Raw genomic sequence first — 20,769 nt, 5'->3', positions numbered from 1 at the left:
GTGAGAGGGGTCCTTCGGGGTCCCTCTCAGGTACTACGGGGCGTCCCCGCAGGGGGTTCAGCGGCCGCCCGGGCGGACCAGCCCCGACTCGTAGGCGAACACCGCGGCCTGGGTGCGGTCGCGCAGACCGAGTTTCACCAGGATGCGGCCCACGTGGGTCTTCACGGTCTGTTCCGCGACGACGAGCCGCTCGGCGATCTCCGCGTTCGACAGGCCCTGGGCGATCAGGGCGAGCACCTCCGTCTCACGTTCCGTGAGGTCACCGACGCGTTGCTTCAGCGGTGCCCGGCGGCTGCCGTCCAGGCGGGAGAACTCGGCGATCAGCCGGCGGGTGATCCCCGGGGCGAGCAGCGCGTCCCCCGCGGCCACCACCCGGACCGCCTCGGCGAGCTGGTCCGCGGAGGCGTCCTTCAGCAGGAAGCCGGACGCACCCGCGCGCAGTGCGTCGTACACGTACTCGTCCAGGTCGAAGGTGGTGAGGACGAGCACCCTCATGCCCGGGTACTCGGCGGTGATGCGGCGGGTGGCCTCGATGCCGCCCAGTTCGGGCATGCGGATGTCCATCAGGACGACGTCCGGGGTCAGTTCGGCGGCCTTGCCGATCGCGTCCAGGCCGTCCACCGCCTGGCCGACCACGTCGATGTCGGGCCGGGTGTTGAGCAGCACGGTGAAACCCTGCCGGACCATCTGCTGGTCGTCGGCGATGAGGACGCGGATGGGACTGCTCGTCATGCGGTGTCGTCCTTCGGGTCGGTGACGAGGTGCGGGGCGGCGTCGCCCGCGGACAGAGGGAGGTACGCCAGCACCTTGTAGCCGCCGTCCGGCAGGGAGTGCGCCGTCAGCGAGCCGTCGAGCATCGCGACCCGCTCCCGCATGCCGAGCAACCCGTGCCCGACGCCCGGTGACGGCGATGTGGGCCGCGTCGGCGGCGAGTTGACGATCTCCACGATCAGCCCGTAGGTGTACCGGACCTCGACGCGGGCGGTGGCGCCGGGAGCGTGCCGCAGCACGTTGCTCAGCGCCTCCTGGACTATCCGGTACGCGGACAGCTCGACGCCCGGCGGCAGGGGCCGCCGCTCCCCCTTGACATCGAGGTCCACGGTCAGACCCGCGGCTCGGGTGTTCTCCACGAGCGCCTCCAGCCGGTCCAGACCGGGCTGGGGGGCGTGCGGGGCGGTGCCGGTGGCCGATCCGTCGAGGGAGTCGCCGGTTTCGGGGTGTTCGGAGCGCAGCACGCCGAGCACCCGGCGCAGCTCGGTCAGTGCCTCCAGCGCGTTCTCGCGGATGCCCGCCAGGTTCTCCCTGAGTTCCTCGGGCGGGTTCTCCACCAGGTGCGGGGCCACCTGGGCCTGGATGGAGATGACGGACATGTGGTGGGCGACCACGTCGTGCAGCTCGCGGGCGATGCGGCTGCGTTCCTCCAGGAGTGTGCGCCGCGCCCGTTCCTCCGCGGTGAGCGTGGTCTGCCGACCGAGTTCCGCGCGTGCTTCGCGGCGGCCGCGCAGCGCCATGCCGAGCACCACGACGACCGCCGACAGGACGATCGCGACCACCCCGGTGGGCTGGTAGTTCGACGCACCCCACACCCCCTCCAGGAGAAAGGTGACCAGCACGGTCAGGGCCAGCGCCTCCCCGGACACCCGGGTGCGCACCCGCAGCGCGACCAGCAGCAGCACGAGCAGGTGGGCGATGATCCCGGCCGCGGTCCAGGGCCAGGTGAAGTTCACCGTCGGGCCGTTCGCGGGCAGCCGGCCGTGCACCGCGACGGCCCCCACCACGGTGGCCGCCATGGACAGCCACCACGCCGGTATGGGCCGCCACATGGCGAGGACCACCGCGCCGCCCTGCGCGGCGGCGACCAGCAGCGCGGACGTGAACTCCAGGTGTCCGCCGTCCCCGAGCTGGGCCGCACCCCCGAGGGTGACGCCGAACGCGGCGAGGCACAGCACCCCGTGCGGCAGCCGACGCAGCCATCCGGACGAGGGCAGCGGATCCGCCCCGGGGGTCCACAGGTCGTCGCGCAGCACCCGCAGCCAGCGCAGGACGGGGCCGGTGAGCACGCGCCGCATCCCCCGTTCCGTCACGGGCCCCACCCTAGACATGGCGCTTCGCCACCACCGCTCTTCCGGGGGACGGCCGGTGCGACCGGACCACGCGGGAACGCCGGCGGCGGGGCTGCTCGTAGCAGCGGAACGCGGTCCAGCAGACGGCGAGGGCCAGGGCGAACACGGGGAGCCACGCCAGACGGGACGCCACCCAGCCGGGGTTGTCGGGCAGGGTGTGCAGGCCCGGCAGGCGGCCGGCCGTGAGGGCGGTGGCCGTGGTGGCCATCATGGCCGTCTGGTGCCAGAGGTAGATGGTCATCGCGGAGAGGTTCACCAGCGCCACGGCCGCCCAGGTCACCGGGCGGCGCAGTGCGCCGCGCAGGCGGTCGCGCAGCAGCAGGGCGAGCCCGCACTGGGCGAGGCCGAAGGTCACGGCCGCCAGGGTCGGCGGGTCCAGGTTGGAGACGGCCGCCCCGGGGACGCCGACCATCGAGGCCGGGTAGCCGGCGCAGCCGACCAGTGCCGCGGTGGCGACCGTACCGCCGAGGAGCAGTACCCAGCCCGCCCGGCGGCCCTCCAGCTCGCCCCGGGTCCAGGCCGCGCCGAGGGTGTAGGGCACCAGCCAGCCCGCCGCGACGTTCACCCAGCCGAGCCAGGACGGGTCCACGCCGAGGCCGAATCGGAGAATGTCCACATGGAGGACGACGGCCAGCGGCCACAGCGGGTTGAGCCGGCCGACCAACGGGGTCGCCGCCGTCAGCGCCGCGAACACCAGCAGGAACCACATCGGCGACAGGGCCAGCTTGACCAGGGTGTGGACCGTTTCGTAGGGGACCCCGGAGGCGAGCAGGGCGGTCGCCACGACCGTCCACAGGGTGAGGACGGCGGCGACGGGCCGGAACAGCCGGGACAGCCGGCCGCTCAGCCACTCGCCGTACGACGTGCCCCGGGAGCGGGCGGAGGTGTACCCCTGGGTCGCCACGTGGCCGCCCACCAGGAAGAAGACCGCGAGGGTCTGGAACAGCCAGGAGACCGGGGCCAACCAGGGCATGTGCCGGAGCGGGCTCGCCGTGTGCAGCGCGCCGTCGTCCACGACGAGGGCGGTGACCAGCCAGTGGCCGAGGACGACGCCGAGGATCGCGAAGGCGCGCAGCGCGTCGACCGCGCGGTCCCGGGAGGCGGGCGTGGCGGCGTCCACGCGGCGGGCGGCCTGCCGTATGCCCTGCGGGAACGGTGTACGGGTGGTCGGTTCAGGCACCGGACACCTCCGAGGTCTCGCCCAGGACGATCCGGGCCAGGTTGACGAGGGCCGTGGAGCCCGGGGTGAAGTAGCCGCTGTGCTCCGCGTCGGCGGCCCCGAAGACGCGGGCGCCGAAGGCCGGGGAGACCGGGTCGGTGCCGAAGCCGACGGTGGTGACGGCCAGGTCGGCCCTGACGTGCGGCACCTCGGCCACCCAGTCCTCGCTGCCGCGGGCCGCCCAGACCCGGGCGGGGGTGTGCAGGGCGGCGACCGTGCCGGCGCCCGTGCCGGGGCTGCCTATGAGGGCGATGTCGGACACCGCCAGGCCCGCGGCGGCGCGGCCGCAGACCACCGAGCCGTACGAATGGCAGACCAGGGTGAGGCGGGCGTGCCCGGTGATGCGGCGCAGTTCGCCGACGAGGTCCCTGAGGTGGGGTGCCGCCCGCTCGGCGCGGCCCGCGGTGAGGACGGTCGTACTGACCGTGCCGGGCGTGCGGTAGCCCAGCCAGGCGACGACGGCGGTACGGGTGCCGGGCGGGGCCTGCCGGCCGAGCTCTCGGTACAGGGCGGAGGCGGCCGTGTGGAAGCGGGCGTAGGTGTCGAGGGAGGTGTCGGAGCCCGGGACCACTACGGCCACCCGGTCCGCGTGGGCGAGGTCGCCGAACACCTCCGTGGCGAGGCCCGCGCCGCGGCCGTCGAAGGCGAGGAGGTGGCGGGCCGGGCCGGCGAGTCCGCGGTCCGCGCCGGCGCGGTGCCGGTCGCCGTGGGCGGCTGCCATCCGGGCGGCCCGCGCGGCGTTGGCGCGGTTGGCGGCGTAGGCGTCGCTAAGGGTGGCCGCGGTCACGGGGGCGAGGGCGGCGGGTGCCGGGGCGGGGATCTCCGGGTGGGCCGCGGCGGAGAGGGGGACCACTATGGCGGCGGTGATCGAGGTGGCCAGGAGGGCGCGCAGCCACCTGGGTCCGCGGTGCCGTTTTCCGTCGCGATCGCGTGCCGTCCGTACCAGCTCCATGCCGGCCTCCCCTTCGGGTCCCGACCGGCCGTCGGGCTGGTCTAGGAGGGGAAGTTACGGAGCGGGGACCGTCACCGGCGTCCCGCTCGGGAGCTGTTCTCGGAGGTAGCTCTCAGGTACTACGGGTATGACCGGGTGCCACCCCGGGGTCATGGCAGGGGCCGCCCCGGGGTCATGGCAGGGGCCGCCCCTGGGGCATGGCAGGGTGCCGCTCCCGGGGCCGGGCCTGGGCCGCTCAGGTACATGGCCGGGTGCTCCGCGGTGCCGGGCCTGGGCCACCCCCGGGTGTGTCACCGGGGCCACCCCTATGTGGGATCGGGGCCGCCCTATGTGGGATCAGAGCCGCCCCTGGGTACATCTCCGGAGCCACCCCGATGCCGGACCAGGGCCACCCCCGGGTGTGTCACCGGGCGTCACCACGCCAGCTGCGCGATTTCCTCCGCCACCACCGCGCACGCGTCCGTCGCCGGGTCGATCAGCGGGAAGTGGCCGACGTCCTCCAGGAGCGTCAGGCCCACCATCTCGCCCGCCTTCGCCGCCGCGTCCGCGTACGACTCGGCGACCGCCTCCGGGACGTCGACGTCCGCACGACCCTGGACAACGATGGTCGCGATGCCGGTGGGGAGGAGGAGGGCGGGGTCGGCGTACGGCCGACGCTCGGCGAACTCCTGTTCTCCGCCGAGGAGTTGGAGTGCCGCGTTGCCGCAGACCTCCAGTTTCGCGGCGGCCGCGAAGTCCGCGATCGGGGCGAGGGCCACCACTCCGCGCAAGGGGGCGGGGCCGTCCGTGCGCCAGGGGGCGCCGGCCGGCAGGACATGGCGGGCCGCCGCCCACAGCGCCAGGTGGCCGCCCGCGGAGTGGCCGGTGAGCACCGTTCGGCGCACGTCGGCCTGGGGAAGCACCTCGCGGGCGAGGGCCGGCAGCGCGTCCATGGCCGCCGCCACGTCGTCGAAGGTGTCCGGCCAGCGCCCGGCGACCGGGCCGTCCGCGCCCCGCGCCGGCTCCGCACCGCCGCGGCGGTACTCGACGTTGGCGACGGCGAAGCCCCGGCGGGCCAGGAAACCGGCGAACGGGGTGATGTGGCGGCGGTCGTACGGGGCGCGCCATGCGCCGCCGTGCAGGACGACGACCAGGGGGACGGGTCCGCTCGCTCCCTGTGGCGCGTAGAAGTCGATCACCTGGTCGGTGTGCTCACCGTAGGCAGCGGTGGCGTCGGGCTCCACGGACGGGTGCGAGAAGGCGGACTTCTCCTCGGCGGCGGCGCGGGATGCTGCTGCGTCGTCCGGCATGCTCCAACCTCTCAGCGGCGATGGGGGGTTCGGCGGACCAGGTGGGAATCGGCCGTTGGCCGGGACGGTACCAGGCCGGTGACGTGTCATGTCACGCTCGGTGAGGATAGACGGTTCTGTACGGGGGGCCGGGGGGCCGGGGGGCCGGGGGGCCGGGGGGCCGGGGGCCGGCCGAGGTTGGCCGACGGGCCGACGGCCCGCCGGGAGTGGGCGGGGGCCGCAGGTTCTACGCCCCCGCCGCCCCTACCCTTTCCCGTCCCCAGGGGCTCCGCCCCTTCGCCCCCGCCAGGGGGCTCCGCCCCCTGGACCCCCGCCGGGGCTCCGCCCCGGACCCCGTCGGCCTGAACGGCCTCGTCCTCAAACGCCGGACGGGCTGGGTGATGCACACCCCCGGCGGGGCTCCTCACCCCCCGACCGTCTCCCCCAGTACCCGGGCCGCCCGCTCGACGTCCGCGAAGGTCACGTACAGCGGGGTGAAGCCGAAGCGGAGTACGTCGGGGTGGCGGAAGTCACCGACGACGCCCCGTTCGATCAGGCGGCGCATCACCTCCCCGGCCTCGTCGCAGCGCAACGCGATCTGGCTGCCGCGTTCCTCGTGACGCACCGGGGTGAGGGACTCGACACGGCCCGCCGGGACGTACCGTTCCACGCACTCCAGGAAGAAGTCGGTCAGCGCCAGGGACTTGGCCCGTACGGCCCGCACCGACACGTCCTCCCAGACCTCCAGCGCCGCCTCCAGGGCCAGCATGGAGAGGATGTCCGGGGTGCCGACACGGCCGCGCGGGGCGCCCGGCGCCGGCTGGTAGGCAGGGCGCATGCCGAACGGTTCCGCGTGGGAGTTCCAGCCGGGCAGCGGGCTGTCGAAGCGGTCCTGCAGGTCCCGGCGGACGTACAGGTACGCGGGTGAACCCGGGCCGCCGTTCAGGTACTTGTAGGTGCAGCCGACCGCCAGGTCCACCCCGTGCCCGTCCAGGCCCACCTCCAGCGCGCCCGCGCTGTGGCACAGGTCCCAGACCGCGAGGGCGCCGGACGCGTGGATCGCCGCCGTCAGGGAGGGCAGGTCGTGCAGGCGGCCCGTGCGGTAGTCGACATGGTTGAGCAGGACCGCCGCCGTACGGGCGCCCAGCGCGTCCGGTACCTCGGCCGGGGTCACCGGACGCAGCGTGCGGCCGGTCAGCCGGGCCGCCGACTCGGCGATGTAACCGTCCGTCGGGAAGGTCGTCGCGTCGACGAGGATCTCGTCACGGTCCCCGTCCGCCATGCGTACCGCCGCCACGAGCGCCTTGAAGACGTTGACGCTCGTGGAGTCGCCGACCACGATCTGCCCCGGCGCCGCACCGACGAGCGGCGCGATGCGGTCGCCGATCCGCTCGGGCGCCGTCCACCAGCCGCTCTCCTCCCAGGAACGGATGCGCAGTTCGCCCCACTGGCGGCGGATCACGTCGGCGACCCGGTCGGGGACGTTCGCGGGGAGGGCGCCCAGCGAGTTGCCGTCCAGGTAGGTGGTCTCGTCCAGGACGAACCGGTCCCGCAGCGGCGCCAGTTCGTCCGCGCCGTCCAGCTTCTCGGCGCGTACCGCGAGCTCAGACATGGGACCTCGCCGTCCACAGCTCGGGGAAGACGTTGTTCCGCGCGCGCTTCTCCAGCCAGGCCACGCCCGCCGAACCGCCGGTGCCGGGCTTCGCGCCCATCGCACGGCGGGTGGCGACCAGGTGGTCGTTGCGCCAGCGCCAGACCAGTTCGGCCACGTCGGTCAACGCCTCGCCGAGGCGGGCGACTTCGGCGTCCTGGTCGCCGGAGTAGATCGCCGTCCACACCGACTCGACGGCGTCCGAGGACTCGTGGCGCAGGGACACGTCACGGTTCAGGACCTCGGCGGGGATGGCGTGCCCGCGCCGGGCGAGCAGCCGCAGCACCTCGTCGTAGAGGCTCGGCTCGTGCAGGGCCTTCTCCAGTTCCGCGTGCACGCGCGGCGCGCCCCGGTGCGGGACGAGCATCGACGCGGACTTCTCGCCGAGCAGGAACTCCATGCGGCGGTACATCGCCGACTGGAATCCGGATCCCTCGCCGAGCGCGGAGCGGTACGAGTTGAACTGCGCGGGCGTGAGCTGTCCGAGCGGCTTCCAGGAGGCGTTGAGGGCCTCCAGTTCGCGGACGGAACGCTTCAGCGCGGCCACGGCGGTCGGCACGTCGTCCGAACGCAGGGCGTTCGCCGCGGTCTCCCACTCGTGGACGATGACGGTGAACCACAGCTCCATCACCTGGGTGGTGACCAGGAAGACCATCTCCCCGGGATCGTCGGAGAGGGTGTGCTGGAGGTGGGTGAGCACGTCCGCCTTGACGTAGTCCTCGTACGGCGTCGTGCCCGCGAAGTCGAGATGCGGGGTCTCGGGCTCATGGGCCTCGGGGTGCTGAGAGGTCGGGCGAGCCTGTTGGGACATCGCTGTCTCCTGTTGTTGCTCCGGGTAGCGGTCCGCCCCTGCCGATGCCGGCACGGGGGCCCCGGTCCCCTCCCCGCATCCTCCGCAATCTCCCCGGGTACGGCAAGGCCCGTCCGCTGCCGGACGGGCCACACCAGGCAGTCCAGTTCCGTTCCGGAGTCAGGACGGGGGCTGGAGGACCGAGTCGATGACGTAGATGGTGGCGTTCGCGGCCTTGATGTTGCCGCAGACGATGTTCGCCTTGCCGTTGACCTTGAAGGCGGTGCCCGAGCCGGACGTGGTCAGTTTGCTGCCCTCGACCGTCGTGAAGGAGCCGTTGGAGAGCTCGTTCGGGGTGATCTGCTTGTCGACGACGTGGTAGGTCAGCACCTTCTTCAGCTGCCCCTGATCGCTCAGCAGCGAAGCGAGCTGCGACGCTGTCACGTTCTTGAACGCCTGCGCGTTCGGAGCGAAGAGGGTGATGTCCGGCTTCCCGTCGAGGGTGTCGGTCAGTTTCGCCCTGACCGCGGCCGAGACCAGCTGGCTGAGCTCTGGATACGCGGCCGCCGCCTCGCTGACCTTGTCCTTGGCCGTGTCGACCTTCTGGGAGAGCCCCGAACAGCCGGAGCCGAACGTCCCCGAAGGGCTGGGAGACGGGGCCTGTGGCCGGCTCTGCGACGCCAGACCTCCGAGCGCGAGCGGGATGGCGACCACAACTGCCGCGGTGGCGTTTGCTGTACGCATGCGGGTGAACCTCATCGCAACCTTCCTCCCGTGGAGGCGTGAACAGTGCAGAGGCTGGGATTGCGGAAGTCTTCGTTTTCTCGAGGGGGGTGGGGCGGCTGCAGCGCCGCGGCCTTGGACCGTCATCGTCCGGCCACTCAGCGAGCGTATCCAGCAGGTACCGGTGACCGCATCTCGAAGCCGGCGCCCGCCGTGGAACTCGGCGGGCACGCTGCACCGTTCGCCTCTCCGGTCGCCTCTCCGGTCGCCTCTCCGGCTGCGCCGACCGGCGAATCGGGGCACGATGGTCACCAGGGGCCCACGCGGCCGGAGCCCCGTGAGCCGTGGCCACAAGTGGCAGACTGGCCCCATGACGACTCACACCAACCTCCTCGGCGGCCCCGAGCCGACGTACCTGCCGGAGAACGAAGAGGCGTACCGCCTGCTGGGCGAGGAGTCCCGGCCCCCGGCCGAGGTCGCGGCGAAGCACCCGACGTTCTCGCTCGCCTGGGCCATGCTCGCCGACGACGCCTTCGAGGCGGGACGAGTGGTCGAGTCGTACGCGTACGCCCGCACCGGCTACCACCGGGGACTCGACGCCTTGCGCCGGTCCGGCTGGAAGGGCCACGGCCCCGTCCCGTGGAGCCACCGCGCCAACCGCGGTTTCCTGCGCTGCCTCGCCGCCCTCGCCCGCGCGGCCGGCGAGATCAACGAGAAGGACGAGACGGAGCGGTGCTGGCAGTTCCTTCAGGACAGCAGCGCCGAGGCGTACGCCGAGCTCAAGCGGTGACCCTGCACGCCCCCCGGTAGCGCCGCGGGTTTTCCGTGGCTACGCCCGACGATCGCCGCGCTCCAGCGGTGGCGCCGTCACGTTGCCGTGCGTCCGGCACTCGGGGCGGCGGCAGCCCGGTCGCGGACGGCGTACGAAGGCGAAGGCCAGCACCGCCCCGGCGACCAGCACCCCGGCGCAGATCGGCATCGCCCGGCGGAAGGCCGCGTCGAAGGCGGCCGCCGAGCGGTAGGCCTCCGGGCCCATCCCGGCCAGCAGCGGCAGCGCGGCGACCGCGATCAGGCCCGCCGCGCGTGCCGCCGCGTTGTTGACGCCGCTGGCCAGGCCCGCCCGGGCGGTGTCCACGGAGGCGAGGACGGTGGCGGTGAGGGGGGCCACCAGGGCGACCATGCCGGTGCCCATGACCAGCAGGGCGGGGAGGACGTCCGTGAGGTAGTCGGCGCCCTCGCCGACCCGCAGCATCAGCAGCATCGCCGCCGCGCACAGCAGGGGGCCCACGGTGAGCGGCAGGCGGGGTCCGATCCGGTCGGCCAGGGCGCCCGAGCGGGCCGAGAACAGCAGCATCAGGACGGTCGTCGGCAGCAGGGAGACCCCGGCCTGCAGGGGCGAGTAACCGGCCACGACCTGCAGCTGGAGGGCGGTGAGGAAGAAGAAGCCGCCGAACGCCGCGTACACGCAGAGGGTCACCAGGTTGACCGCCGTGAACTGCCGTGACGCGAAGATGTCGAGCGGCAGCATCGGGTCGGGGCGGCGCTTCTCGACGTACACGAAGGCGACGGCGGCCAGCAGCCCCGCCACCGCGGCGAGGGCGACCGCCAGTGAGCCACCGCGGGCCTCGATCAGCGCGTACGTCACCAGGGCCAGTGCCAGCGCGCCCAGCGCGGCGCCGAGTACGTCGAACCGGCCGTGCACACGGGCGTCGGAGGACTCCGGGACGTGCCGCAGGGCGACCGGCGCACACAGCAGGGCCAGCGGCACGTTCAGCAGGAACACCCAGCGCCAGCCGGGGCCCGACACCAGCCAGCCGCCGAGGAACGGGCCGACGGCCGCGCCGATCCCCCCGAATCCGGACCACAGGCCGATCGCCCTCCCCCGGTCGTCGGGGTGGAAGGACGCCTGGATCAGGGCGAGCGAGCCGGGGGTGAGGAGCGCCCCGCCGATGCCCTGCAGTGCGCGGGCGGCGATCAGGACGCCCGGGGTCGGGGCGAGCCCGCACAGCAGGGACGCGGCGGCGAACCAGATCACGCCGAGCACGAAGATCTTCCGGCGGCCGTAGCGGTCCCCCAGCGAGCCGCCGAGCAGGATCAGCCCGGCCAGCGTGACCATGTACGCGTTGACCGTCCACTGGAGGGCGGCGAGGCTCGCGTCGAGGTCCCGGCCGATGGTCGGGAGCGCCACGTTGACGACGGTCGAGTCCAGCAAGGCCATGCTGGAGCCGAGAACGGTGGTGAGCAGGATCCACTTGCCCTGCGGGGAGGCCATCCGGACGTCGGGCATGCCCTCAGGTATACAGCGAGCCCGGCGCCGTAGACAGACGCCGGGCTCACCGGGAGGTACCGCGAGCGGTTACTTGATCTTGTTGCCGGCGGACCGCAGGTTCTGCGTGGCCTCGACGACACGCGCCGCCATGCCCGCCTCGGCCAGCTTGCCCCAGGTGCGCGGGTCGTAGGTCTTCTTGGAGCCGACCTCGCCGTCGACCTTCAGGACGCCGTCGTAGTTCTTGAACATGTGGTCGGCGACGGGACGGGTGAAGGCGTACTGGGTGTCCGTGTCCAGGTTCATCTTCACGACGCCGTTCTCCAGCGCGGTGCGGATCTCCTGCTCGGTGGAGCCGGAGCCGCCGTGGAAGACGAAGTCGAACGGCTTGCTGCCGGACGGCCGGCCGTACTTGGCGGCGACGCCGTCGTTCAGCTCCTTCAGCAGGTCGGGGCGGAGCACGACGTTGCCCGGCTTGTACACGCCGTGCACGTTGCCGAAGGACGCGGCCAGCAGGTAGCGGCCCTTCTCGCCGAGGCCCAGCGCCTCGGCCGTGCGGATCGCGTCCTCGACCGTGGTGTACAGGGAGTCGTTGATCTCGTGGGAGACGCCGTCCTCCTCACCGCCGGTCGGGGTGATCTCGACCTCGAGGATGATCTTCGCGCGGCGGGCCTGCTCCAGCAGTTCCTGCGCGACGTCGAGGTTGTCGGCGAGGGTCTCGGCGGAGCCGTCCCACATGTGCGACTGGAACAGCGGGCCCAGACCGGCCTGGACGCGCTTCTCGGAGAGCGCGAGCAGCGGACGTACGTACCCGTCGAGCTTGTCCTTCGGGCAGTGGTCCGTGTGCAGGGCGATGTTGACGGGGTACTTCTCGGCGACGATGTGCGCGAACTCGGCCAGCGCCACCGCGCCGGTGACCATGTCCTTGCTGTACTGGCCGCCCAGGAACTCGGCGCCACCCGTCGAGATCTGGACGATGCCGTCGCTCTCCGCCTCGGCGAAACCGCGCAGGGCCGCGTGCAGGGTCTGGGTCGAGGTCACGTTGATGGCCGGGTAGGCGAACTTGCCTGCCTTCGCCCGGTCGAGCATCTCGTTGTAGACCTCGGGGGTTGCGATGGGCATCTGTCCGCTCCTTGTATGTGCGGGTGGCGTTCTGCGATTACGGCCCTGACCTAGGGAATGACGTCATCGTCGGGGCCATCTTCGCAGACTCGGCGGGATCCTTCGGACATCCTGTCCAGCCTGTGGAAAACCGCTCAGTCGAGCCCCAGGTCGTCCTTCGAGTAGGCGAAGAGGTACGGCACTCCCGCCCCCTCCCGGATCTTCTCCGCGGCGCCGGTCGCGCGGTCCACGATGGTCGCCACGGCGACGACCTCCGCTCCCGCCTCGCGCACCGCCTCCACCGCGGTCAGCGGGGAGCCTCCGGTGGTGGAGGTGTCCTCGACGACGAGCACCCGCCGGCCCTTGATCTCCGGGCCCTCGACCCGCCGCTGCAGCCCGTGCGCCTTGGCCGCCTTGCGGACGACGAAGGCGTCGACGCGCTTCCCGCGCGCGGCGGCCGCGTGCAGGATCGAGGCGGCGACCGGGTCGGCGCCCATGGTCAGGCCGCCCACCGCGTCGTACTCCAGGTCGGCGGTCAGATCCAGCAGTACCTGCCCGACCAGGGGCGCGGCTTCCCCGTCGAGGGTGATGCGACGCAGGTCGACGTAGTAGTCGGCCTCCAGCCCCGAGGAGAGGGTCACCTTGCCGTGCACCACGGCCTTGTCCTTGATCTGCTGCAGCAGCTCGCCGCGAACGTCCGTCATGTCGGACAGCTTAGATGCGCGCCCAGTTCCAGGTCATGGTGGCCTCCAGCGGTTCCAGGGGCGTGACCAGGCGCGGGAGCGTGTTGAGGCCGTTGGGCGGGCCGGTCTGCGGCTCGACGCACACCGCGGCCTCCTGCTCGTCGTAGACGACGACCCATTCCTCGCGGCTGGTCACCTTGAGCTCCAGCTGCCCGGGCCAGGTGAGCGTGACGTCCACCCCGCCCGGCATTCCGAAGCAGTCGTCCCACGGACCGGGCTCGGGGTCGACGCGGTTGCCGGTGGGCAGGTGGTCGTCGCCGCGCTCCTCCTGCCAGGCCGGGTCGAAGTCGAGGCGCACGTCCTGACCGCCCAGGTTCCGGTTGAACCACGGGTGCCAGCCCAGCTGCGCCGGGAAGGACGAGTCGTACGTCTCCACCGACATGGTGAGCGTCAGGCTGTCCTCGGTCAGCGTCACCGCCTGGGTGACGCGGCCGGAGTACGGCCACGGCTCGACCAGGTCGTACGTGAGGACCGCCTCGCCGTCACCCGTACGGGCGACGCGCCAGGCGCCGTCGCGGGCGGTGCCGTGGATGGCGTGCGGCGGCGAGTTGAGCGGCATCTGGTGGACGGTGGCGCCGTCCAGGAAGCGGCCCTCCCGGATCCGGCCGCACCATGGGACCATCGGGAAACACCCGAAGCGGTCACCTTGCCGGAGCAGTTCCAGACCGGCGACCTTCAGCCCGCCGACCCGGCCACCGTGGGCGGGCCGCAGGGTCACTTCCGCGTCCCCGGCCTTCAGAGCGATGTCCTTGTTACTCACGTGACGACCCTACTCGGATGATCAAAGGGGCGCTCCGGTCCCAGGGGGTGTCTTGTGGATCAGACCGGTCTGGACCGACGGCGCCTCCCAGCCGACCCGAGCGGGGGCGATGCGGCCGGTGCCGGCCGGTGGCGCTGCCGCGGCGGGTGCGGCGGCAGCGGTTTCCGGGGGGTGCCCCCGCGCGAGGGTGTTCGAGCGTGGGGGAGCGTGCAGCTGCGAGGCGGAGGAGGGCGTCGACGCGATGGGGGTCCCCCGCTCGAGCGAAGTCGAGAGTGGAGGAGTCGGAGACCGACGACAACGCCGGTGGGGCCCCTCCCGCTCGAGCGAAGTCGAGAGTGGGGGAGCGCGTGCCAGGCCCCGCGACCCCGGCATGATCCACAAGACACCCCCTGGGGCGGCCCGGTCAGCGTCTTCTGCGCAGCGCGCGGCCCACGACGATCGCCGATGCCAGTACCAGCGCCGCCGCGGGAGCCGCCCAGCGGAGCGTGGAGGTCACGGCGACGGTCTGGGGCGCCGGCACGGGCGCGTACCGGCCGCGCGGGGGCGCGTGGTCCACCTCCTCCGCGCTGCGGCCGATCATCGTCCGCCGGGCGTGCGCCGCCTCGGCGGGCGGCTCGCCCGGCGCGGGGAAGCCCTCCGTGCCGGTGTTCCCGACGTCGGTGACGTCGGTGACGTCGGTGTCGAAGACCGGGGGCGGTACGGGGCTCTCCTCGGCAACGGGGGGCGAGGCGGCGGACTCCGGGCCGGCTTCCGGCTGCGGCTCGGCGGTCTCCGGCTCGGCGGTCTCCGGCTCGGCGGCCTCCGGCTCCGGCTCGGCGGCCTCCGGCTGCGGCTCGGCGGTCTCCGGCTCGGCGGTCTCCGGCCCGCGCTCGCCCAGCGCCTCCAGGGCGCGGCTCAGCAGCCGCAGCGCCGCCGAGGTCACCGCGTCCTGCGGTAGTTCCTCGACGCGGCCCTTCCCGGTGGCGGTCCCCTGGACGGTCACGGTGGTACCGCCGTCGGTGTCGCGCAGGCGGAGGGTGAGGGCGAGGGTGACCGAGCCGGTGCCCCGGGTCTCGGCGGCGTCGCCCTCGACGACGTACGCCCCGTCCTGACCGGGCGAGACGCGCAGCGAACCCCGGTAGGTGATGGAGTGGCTGCCGACGCGCACCTTCAGCCGGCCGGCGACGGGGTCCGCCCCGGCGTCCTGCTGGAGCCCGGGAACCGCCCGGGCGACGCGCGCGGGGTCGGCGAGCGCCTCCCTCAGCCGCTCGGCCGGAACCGGAAGGAAGACCTCGTGCTCCATGTCGGCTGAGCCTACCCAGGTGCGGCCGGTGCGTACCCTCCTCGGCCTCGCGTCAGTAGCGCGGATGCACCAATGTCGAGGCGGGCAGCCCCGCGACCCGGGTACGGGCCGCCGAGCGGACGGCGGTGGCCAGCTCGGCGCCGGTCAGCGTGCGCGGAGGCGGGGCACCGGGGTCCAGCCGCAGCGGGGGCGGGGCGGTGCCCGGCGCGGCCAGGAAGAAGCCCCAGTCGTGCGGGGCGTGGAAGGCGCCGGCGGAGCGGTGCGGGCCGACCGCGAGGCCGGGGTCCTGGCCCGGGACGCGGTAGGGGCTGGTGGCGAGGCCGGCCGCGCGGAGCGTCGAGGCCACCGTCCAGAAGGTGCGGACGCTGCCGGAGACCGGGCCGGCGTGCACGGCCAGCCGGCCGCCGGGGGCCAGCACCCGGCGGACCAGGCCGTAGAACTCCAGGGAGTACAGCTTCGTGCTGGGCGTGATCCCGGGGTCGGGCAGGTCCGCGATCACCACGTCGTAGGCCGCCCGGGGCGCCCCGCGCAGCCAGCGGAAGGCGTCGGCGGTGGTGGTGTGGACCCGGCGGTCGTCGTACACGTGCCCGTTCAGCCGGGACAGCGCGGGATCGTGCCGGGCGAGGTGGAGGAGGCCGGCGTCGAGTTCCACGATGTCGACGCGGCGCACGCCCCGGTGGCGCAGCACCTCCCGGGCCGCCAGCCCGTCCCCGCCGCCCAGGATCAGCACGCGCGCGTGGGGGCCGGTCATCGCCGGGTGGACCAGCGCCTCGTGGTAGCGGCGCTCGTCCCGGCCGCCGACCCGCAGCCGGCCGTCCAGGTAGAGGTCGAGCGGGCGGCCGTGCGTGCCACCGGTGAGGACGACCTCCTGGACGCCGGTCTGCAGCGCGACCCGTACGTCCGGGCCGTACACCGCGTGCCGGGCGGCCCGTTCGAAGTCGTCGACGAGCACGGCGGCGGAGGCCAGGACCGCGAGGACGACGAGGTTGGCGACCAGCAGCAGCCGGCGGGCCCGACGGGTCAGGTCCCGGCGGAACAGGCCGAGGACCAGGGCACCGCCGGCGACCGCGTTGACCGTGCCGGTGAGGAGCGCGCCGGTCAGCTGGCCCAGCCGGGGCAGCAGCAGGAAGGGGAAGGCGAGGCCGCCGGCGAGGGCACCGACGTAGTCCGCCGCGAACAGGTCGGCCACCGCGCCGCCCGCGTCCTGGCGGCGGATGCGCTGGATCAGCTCCATCAGCAGCGGGACCTCGGCGCCGATCAGCAGGCCGATCGCGAGGGAGAAGGCGACCAGGAGGCAGCGCGGGCCGTCGGCCCACAGGCCGCCCCAGTCGCCCGTCCACGCGAAGACCCCGTACAGCGCCATCGCGCTGCAGCCGCCGACCAGCGCGAGGGCCGCCTCGATCGCGCCGAACCCGGCGGCGGCGAGCCGGCGCAGCCGCTTGGCGACGAGGGAGCCGATGCCCATGGCGAAGACCATCACGGACAGCACCACGGAGGCCTGGGTGACCGAGTCGCCCATCAAGTAGGAGGCAAGCGCGACCAGTTCGAGTTCGTACACGAGTCCGCAGGCCGCGCAGACGAAGACGCCCGCGAGGACCAGGAGACGTCCGGTCGCCGGCCGGACGGGCAGCCGCGCGGGAGTGCCCCAGGACGGCGGTGTGCCGGGCGGGGCGGGCGCGTGCGGTTCGATCACTCTGCGACGTTACGTCACGGGTGCGGTGCGCTTCGTCACCCACACGTGTGTAACTGGGAGTTGTACGAACGCTTGGTTCATCCGGCGGTCGCGTGACGCGCCGAGGCGCGCACGCCCACCTTCGTCCGGGTGGCCACCAGTTGGCCGTCCTGCGGGTAGGCGTGCCAGGTGCGCCAGTTCACCTGGCCGTCGTGGTGCTGGGCCAGGAGCGCGGTGAAGGCGTGCGGACTGCCGGGGAACACCCCGGCCAGGCCGTGCGGGTGGTCGGAGACCAGGGCCAGCAACTCCTGGGCGCGGCCCGCGAAGGAGCCGGGCGGGAGGACCTCCACGCGTGCCGAGAACTCGTACTCCCAGTTCCCGACCCGCTTGGCCACGCCCAACGGAAGCGGGGTGCTGGACCCCGGGAGGCATGCCACCGTCTCCGAGCAGTTGCCCCGCTCCTCCTCCAGGAGCACCTGGTGGGACGCGCCGAGGAGCCGCAACTGGAGCTTCGCGTCGGCCAGTTCCAGATCGAGCGTGGCGAGGGCGGGGAGCGGCTCGCGTCCCAGGGCCCAGGCGAGGTCGGCGGCGCGCGTGTCGGTGTAGGCGGTGTTCAGGGTCGTGAGCATGGATCGGCTCCGCTTGCACGCAAAGATGAGGAGGGGAAGGAAGACGAAGGAGACGACAGGGGCGGCGTCGGTGCGGCGCACCTGGGTCGCCACCGGGAGATCGGCCAGGTCAGCACGGTCGGCCAGGCCTGCCCAGGGCGGTTTAGAGGGAATCATGAACGGTGGCGCCGCCAAAGCGTTTTTACCCAACTTCGTGCTGTTTCCATCCCTCAGAGGGCTCAACAGCTCAACTGTTCAACCACGGCGTGCGCTTCGTGCCCTAGGCGCACGCCCGCGCCCGCACGACGGAGCGCCCGCCGGATGCCTTCCTCCGGCGGGCGCTCGGGTGCGGCGCCTGGGTTGCGGTGGAGCTCAGCTGCCCCGTGTCAGTTGCCTCCTCCGCATCCGCCCCCGCCGCCGCAGGACGAGCCGCCACCACAGGACGACCCGCCGCACGACGAGTGCCCCCCGCAGGAGTGACCACCATGGCCCCCGTGACCGCCGTGTCCGTGTCCGCCGGAGGACGAGGAGCACGACGAGGCCGCCCCCGAGCTCCCGGCCACCCACCAGCTGCCGTCGCCGCTGCGGTACGAGGACGAGGACCGTCCCCCGCGCGTGCCCTTCCGTCCCTTCCGTACACCCGAGACGACCAGGACCGCGATCACCACCAGGATGATGCCGATGACCATGGCGTCACCCTCCTTCCGTTCCCCCGTGACTGTGGTGAACGGGGGATGCCCTGCCCTCTCGCGGGCCAAAGCAGAGTTGAGGAACTTCAGAGGGTTCCCCCCAACGATCTCCTGGGAGTCGCACTCAAACACCGTGTCGACGGCGCGGCGCGCACGCCGGCGGGGGTCGGGCATCAAGTGGGCGTACACCCGCGGCGCCGGCCCCGGTTCGTTTTCAGGTGACGCCTGGGGCAGGGGTACTGGCCGCGGCGCCGGCCACCGCTTCCCGGCGGACTCAGGCCGCCTCATGTTTGCAGCCAACTCCCCTCGGACGAGGGAAGATTGCATGCCTTACAGGCGCATGACATGCTCACAACGCCGCTCGCATCGGCATGCGCTGACTCATGCCGATGCAATTGTGAAGACCAATGTGAAGACCAAGAGGAGAGACCACGTGTTGAGGAACCGCATTGCTGCTGTGGCCGCCTCCGCCGCGCTTGGCGTCGCGTCCCTGAGCCTGGCGGCCCCCGCCAACGCCGTGTCCGTCAAGGCCGGCTGCTGGAACGGGCCGGTCAAGGCGAAGGAGAGCGTCAAGATCCGGAAGAAGCCCACGTCGAGCGCCACCGCCGTCGGCCTCTTCCCCAAGGGGGCGAAGGGCTGCTACGACAGCAGCGAAGATGGGAAAAAGTACAACCTTTGCGGCAAGAAGGACACTGTCTGGAGCTACATCGCCTACAAGGGCATGAAGGGCTACGTCCCGGAATCCTGCGTGAAGCTCGGCTGACCCCGGCGGACAAGCCGGGTTGTGGGCCGTCCGAGGGTGATCGGCGACGACGGACGACGACGGTCGAGGACAGCTCTCCCCCAGTCCAGGCTGGGGGCATCGGGCAGCGCCGCAGGCACTCATCCGCGAACGTGAGTTGAGGAACCCCAGAGCTTCGGCGCAGGATGTCCGGCATGACCTCCAGCACGCGCCCGCTGCTCAACCGCCGGCTCGCCGAGTTCGGGACGACGATCTTCGCCGAGATGTCGGCCCTGGCCGTGCGGACCGGCTCGATCAACCTGGGCCAGGGCTTCCCGGACACGGACGGCCCCGAGGAGGTCAGGGAGGCCGCGGTGCGCGCCCTGCGGGACGGGCGCGGCAACCAGTACCCGCCGGGCCCGGGCGTCCCCGAGCTGCGCACCGCGATCGCCGCGCACCAGGAGCGCCGCTACGGTCTGACCTTCGACCCCGACACCGAGGTCCTGGTCACGGCGGGCGCCACGGAGGCCATCGCCGCGTCACTGCTGGCGCTGCTCGAGCCCGGCGACGAGGTCATCGCCTTCGAGCCGTACTACGACTCGTACGCGGCGAGCATCGCCATGGCGGGCGGCAGGCGGGTACCGGTGACCCTGCGGCCGCACTCCGAGGGGGACGCCTCGAGCTTCCGGCTCGACCTCGACGAGCTGCGCGCGGCCGTCACCGACCGCACCCGGCTGCTGCTGATCAACACCCCGCACAATCCGACGGGTACGGTGCTCACCCGCGAGGAGCTCACCGCGATCGCCGAGCTGGCGGTGGAGCGCGATCTGCTGGTGGTGACGGACGAGGTGTACGAGCACCTGGTGTTCGACGACGCCGAGCATCTGCCGCTGGCCGGCTTCCCGGGGATGCGCGAGCGCACGGTGACGATCGGCTCGGCCGGCAAGACCTTCTCCTTCACCGGGTGGAAGGTCGGCTGGGTGACGGCGGCGCCGGGGCTGGTGGCGGCGGTGCGGTCGGCGAAGCAGTTCCTGACCTACGTGGCGTCGGGCCCGTTCCAGTACGCGGTGGCGGAGGCGCTGGCCCTTCCCGACTCGTACTTCGCCGACTTCCGCACGGACATGCTGGCCAAGCGGGACCTGCTGTCGGCGGGGCTGGCGGACGCGGGCTTCCGGGTCTTCCGCCCCGCCGGCACGTACTTCGTCACCACCGACATTCGTCCCCTCGGCGAGAAGGACGGCGTCGCCTTCTGCCGTGCCCTGCCCGAGCGGGCGGGCGTCGTCGCGATCCCGAACGCCGTGTTCTACGACCACCGGGAGGCGGGCGCACCCTTCGTACGGTTCGCTTTCTGCAAGCAGACACAGGTCCTGGACGAGGCCGTCAAACGGCTGCGGGCAACGTGACACGCATGAGGGCCGGCGGAGAGCGCTACGTCGTCGGCACCGCGTAGCGACTTGCGGTTGCGACAGAGGTGTGACCTGTGCGCCTTGTTCTCGTGTAGAGCGGTCGTGATGATGGACGTATGTCCGAACACGGGGGCGGGGCAGACAAGTCACCGCACGGCAGCGTTCCCAGGTCGCGTCTGTACGACTACGTGGAGACGGCGGTGTCTTCGCAACCGCATCCGGATCCCGGCCGGGTTCCAGAGCCTGGCGCCGATGCCAACGCCAGCGCAAATGAAGCAGAGGCGGAGGCACGCAGGCGCCGGTTCGCCGCCCTGCTGGGTGAGTTCCGCCGCACCCCGGTGCTGGTGTCGCTGGGTGACGGGCAGGGTCCGGACGAGGAACGCGGTCTGCTGACCGCCGACTTGAACGGCATTCGTTTCATCCTGGCCTTCTCGGACGAGCAGGCGCTGGCCCGTTATGCCGTGGCGCGTGGCGATGCGGCGCGTGAGTGGGCGTACCAGACGATCCTCGGCGCGCGATTGCTGGATGTAGCCGTGCCGGCGGCCCGGGTGCCGTGCGGGGTGGCGCTGGACTGTGCGGACGGGGAGGAGGGCATGGTGTTCCCGCCGGTGCGGGGGATCGTGCCGGACCGGGCGGCGGTCGACGTCGATGCGGAGACGGGGGCCCTGAAGTGACCGATGGCGGCAAGGATCTGGCTACAGACGGGCTCGGTCTGATCGCCAAGGGTCTGACCGAGGCGCTGGGTGAGCTGAAGGAGCTGGGCATGGTCGGGGAGGCCGGGGCGGGGCGTGGTTT

The 20,769-nt window shown here is 72.7% G+C and carries 19 protein-coding genes; 4 read left to right on the top strand and 15 right to left on the bottom strand.

Annotated features, from left to right (window positions below; all coding sequences use genetic code 11):
• Positions 1 to 57 precede the first annotated feature (57 nt).
• The 8 genes from ACWC21_RS37715 to ACWC21_RS37680 all read right to left on the bottom strand — a co-directional run bounded on the left by ACWC21_RS37715 (position 58) and on the right by ACWC21_RS37680 (position 8,747).
• Complete coding sequence (locus ACWC21_RS37715) at positions 58 to 732, bottom strand: response regulator (RefSeq protein WP_450888805.1); 675 nt, start codon at positions 730 to 732, stop codon at positions 58 to 60.
• Positions 729 to 2,102 carry a sensor histidine kinase gene (locus ACWC21_RS37710; RefSeq protein WP_450888804.1) on the bottom strand — a complete coding sequence of 458 codons (1,374 nt, stop codon included), beginning with the start codon at positions 2,100 to 2,102 and terminating at the stop codon, positions 729 to 731. Before ACWC21_RS37710 ends, ACWC21_RS37715 begins: the two co-directional genes overlap by 4 nt.
• Positions 2,095 to 3,303, bottom strand: a complete 1,209-nt coding sequence (locus ACWC21_RS37705; RefSeq protein ID WP_450888803.1) for an acyltransferase family protein — start codon at positions 3,301 to 3,303, stop codon at positions 2,095 to 2,097. Before ACWC21_RS37705 ends, ACWC21_RS37710 begins: the two co-directional genes overlap by 8 nt.
• Positions 3,296 to 4,294 carry an alpha/beta hydrolase gene (locus tag ACWC21_RS37700; protein ID WP_450888801.1) on the bottom strand — a complete coding sequence of 333 codons (999 nt, stop codon included), beginning with the start codon at positions 4,292 to 4,294 and terminating at the stop codon, positions 3,296 to 3,298. Before ACWC21_RS37700 ends, ACWC21_RS37705 begins: the two co-directional genes overlap by 8 nt.
• A gap of 413 nt (positions 4,295 to 4,707) precedes the next feature.
• Positions 4,708 to 5,583, bottom strand: a complete 876-nt coding sequence (locus ACWC21_RS37695) for an alpha/beta hydrolase (RefSeq protein ID WP_450888799.1) — start codon at positions 5,581 to 5,583, stop codon at positions 4,708 to 4,710.
• 403 nt (positions 5,584 to 5,986) lie between these two features.
• A complete protein-coding gene (gene kynU, locus ACWC21_RS37690; protein WP_450888798.1) occupies positions 5,987 to 7,174 on the bottom strand; it encodes a kynureninase in 1,188 nt (395 codons plus the stop codon).
• On the bottom strand, positions 7,167 to 8,024 hold the full coding sequence (locus tag ACWC21_RS37685; RefSeq protein WP_450888796.1) for a tryptophan 2,3-dioxygenase family protein: 858 nt from the start codon (positions 8,022 to 8,024) through the stop codon (positions 7,167 to 7,169). Before ACWC21_RS37685 ends, kynU begins: the two co-directional genes overlap by 8 nt.
• 159 nt (positions 8,025 to 8,183) lie before the next feature.
• Entirely contained in the window at positions 8,184 to 8,747 is a 564-nt protein-coding gene (locus ACWC21_RS37680; RefSeq protein WP_450888794.1) for a fasciclin domain-containing protein, read from the bottom strand.
• 349 nt (positions 8,748 to 9,096) lie between these two features.
• Between ACWC21_RS37680 and ACWC21_RS37675 the strand changes: the two genes are divergently transcribed.
• Positions 9,097 to 9,516: a DUF3151 domain-containing protein gene (locus ACWC21_RS37675; protein ID WP_450888792.1), complete on the top strand. Its 420-nt coding sequence runs from the start codon at positions 9,097 to 9,099 to the stop codon at positions 9,514 to 9,516.
• 39 nt (positions 9,517 to 9,555) lie between these two features.
• On the opposite strand, the gene ACWC21_RS37670 is transcribed toward ACWC21_RS37675, so the two are convergent.
• From ACWC21_RS37670 to ACWC21_RS37640, 7 genes are all read right to left on the bottom strand, one after another.
• Positions 9,556 to 11,013, bottom strand: a complete 1,458-nt coding sequence (locus tag ACWC21_RS37670; protein WP_450888790.1) for an MFS transporter — start codon at positions 11,011 to 11,013, stop codon at positions 9,556 to 9,558.
• A 69-nt stretch (positions 11,014 to 11,082) separates the two neighbouring features.
• Positions 11,083 to 12,114, bottom strand: a complete 1,032-nt coding sequence (fbaA, locus tag ACWC21_RS37665) for a class II fructose-bisphosphate aldolase (RefSeq protein ID WP_450888789.1) — start codon at positions 12,112 to 12,114, stop codon at positions 11,083 to 11,085.
• Between the two features lie 134 nt (positions 12,115 to 12,248).
• On the bottom strand, positions 12,249 to 12,797 hold the full coding sequence (pyrE, locus tag ACWC21_RS37660) for an orotate phosphoribosyltransferase (RefSeq protein WP_450888788.1): 549 nt from the start codon (positions 12,795 to 12,797) through the stop codon (positions 12,249 to 12,251).
• Between the two features lie 10 nt (positions 12,798 to 12,807).
• Entirely contained in the window at positions 12,808 to 13,596 is a 789-nt protein-coding gene (locus tag ACWC21_RS37655; RefSeq protein ID WP_450888786.1) for an aldose epimerase family protein, read from the bottom strand.
• A gap of 403 nt (positions 13,597 to 13,999) precedes the next feature.
• The gene (locus tag ACWC21_RS37650) at positions 14,000 to 14,878 is read right to left on the bottom strand and encodes an SRPBCC family protein (RefSeq protein ID WP_450888784.1); all 879 of its coding nucleotides are present in this window, start codon (positions 14,876 to 14,878) and stop codon (positions 14,000 to 14,002) included.
• Between the two features lie 52 nt (positions 14,879 to 14,930).
• The gene (locus ACWC21_RS37645; RefSeq protein WP_450888782.1) at positions 14,931 to 16,571 is read right to left on the bottom strand and encodes a polyamine aminopropyltransferase; all 1,641 of its coding nucleotides are present in this window, start codon (positions 16,569 to 16,571) and stop codon (positions 14,931 to 14,933) included.
• Between the two features lie 77 nt (positions 16,572 to 16,648).
• Positions 16,649 to 17,179, bottom strand: coding sequence for a DUF2617 family protein (locus tag ACWC21_RS37640; protein WP_450888781.1), 531 nt, complete (start codon positions 17,177 to 17,179; stop codon positions 16,649 to 16,651).
• Between the two features lie 993 nt (positions 17,180 to 18,172).
• Here ACWC21_RS37640 and ACWC21_RS37635 point away from each other — a divergent pair.
• From ACWC21_RS37635 to ACWC21_RS37625, 3 genes are all read left to right on the top strand, one after another.
• Positions 18,173 to 18,610 (top strand): hypothetical protein, encoded by a 438-nt coding sequence (locus tag ACWC21_RS37635; RefSeq protein ID WP_450888779.1) that lies wholly within the window; start codon positions 18,173 to 18,175, stop codon positions 18,608 to 18,610.
• A 164-nt stretch (positions 18,611 to 18,774) separates the two neighbouring features.
• Positions 18,775 to 19,971: a pyridoxal phosphate-dependent aminotransferase gene (locus ACWC21_RS37630; protein WP_450888777.1), complete on the top strand. Its 1,197-nt coding sequence runs from the start codon at positions 18,775 to 18,777 to the stop codon at positions 19,969 to 19,971.
• A 119-nt stretch (positions 19,972 to 20,090) separates the two neighbouring features.
• Positions 20,091 to 20,648: a hypothetical protein gene (locus ACWC21_RS37625; RefSeq protein WP_450888775.1), complete on the top strand. Its 558-nt coding sequence runs from the start codon at positions 20,091 to 20,093 to the stop codon at positions 20,646 to 20,648.
• The last annotated feature ends 121 nt before the right edge of the window (positions 20,649 to 20,769 follow it).

It is taken from the genome of Streptomyces sp. NPDC001348, from assembly GCF_053597535.1.
The sequence above is the reverse complement of the archived record's forward strand: the minus strand, read 5'-3'. Positions and strand labels throughout refer to the sequence as shown.

Excerpts from the sequence above, each read along its gene's own strand:
- ACWC21_RS37715 (WP_450888805.1), bottom strand. The coding sequence starts at position 732 with ATGACGAGCAGTCCCATCCGCGTCCTCATCGCCGACGACCAGCAGATG.
- ACWC21_RS37710 (WP_450888804.1), bottom strand. The coding sequence starts at position 2,102 with ATGTCTAGGGTGGGGCCCGTGACGGAACGGGGGATGCGGCGCGTGCTC.
- ACWC21_RS37700 (WP_450888801.1), bottom strand. The coding sequence starts at position 4,294 with ATGGAGCTGGTACGGACGGCACGCGATCGCGACGGAAAACGGCACCGC.
- ACWC21_RS37695 (WP_450888799.1), bottom strand. The coding sequence starts at position 5,583 with ATGCCGGACGACGCAGCAGCATCCCGCGCCGCCGCCGAGGAGAAGTCC.
- kynU (WP_450888798.1), bottom strand. The coding sequence starts at position 7,174 with ATGTCTGAGCTCGCGGTACGCGCCGAGAAGCTGGACGGCGCGGACGAA.
- ACWC21_RS37685 (WP_450888796.1), bottom strand. The coding sequence starts at position 8,024 with ATGTCCCAACAGGCTCGCCCGACCTCTCAGCACCCCGAGGCCCATGAG.
- ACWC21_RS37680 (WP_450888794.1), bottom strand. The coding sequence starts at position 8,747 with ATGCGTACAGCAAACGCCACCGCGGCAGTTGTGGTCGCCATCCCGCTC.
- ACWC21_RS37675 (WP_450888792.1), top strand. The coding sequence starts at position 9,097 with ATGACGACTCACACCAACCTCCTCGGCGGCCCCGAGCCGACGTACCTG.
- ACWC21_RS37670 (WP_450888790.1), bottom strand. The coding sequence starts at position 11,013 with ATGCCCGACGTCCGGATGGCCTCCCCGCAGGGCAAGTGGATCCTGCTC.
- fbaA (WP_450888789.1), bottom strand. The coding sequence starts at position 12,114 with ATGCCCATCGCAACCCCCGAGGTCTACAACGAGATGCTCGACCGGGCG.
- pyrE (WP_450888788.1), bottom strand. The coding sequence starts at position 12,797 with ATGACGGACGTTCGCGGCGAGCTGCTGCAGCAGATCAAGGACAAGGCC.
- ACWC21_RS37650 (WP_450888784.1), bottom strand. The coding sequence starts at position 14,878 with ATGGAGCACGAGGTCTTCCTTCCGGTTCCGGCCGAGCGGCTGAGGGAG.
- ACWC21_RS37640 (WP_450888781.1), bottom strand. The coding sequence starts at position 17,179 with ATGCTCACGACCCTGAACACCGCCTACACCGACACGCGCGCCGCCGAC.
- ACWC21_RS37635 (WP_450888779.1), top strand. The coding sequence starts at position 18,173 with ATGCCTTACAGGCGCATGACATGCTCACAACGCCGCTCGCATCGGCAT.
- ACWC21_RS37630 (WP_450888777.1), top strand. The coding sequence starts at position 18,775 with ATGTCCGGCATGACCTCCAGCACGCGCCCGCTGCTCAACCGCCGGCTC.
- ACWC21_RS37625 (WP_450888775.1), top strand. The coding sequence starts at position 20,091 with ATGTCCGAACACGGGGGCGGGGCAGACAAGTCACCGCACGGCAGCGTT.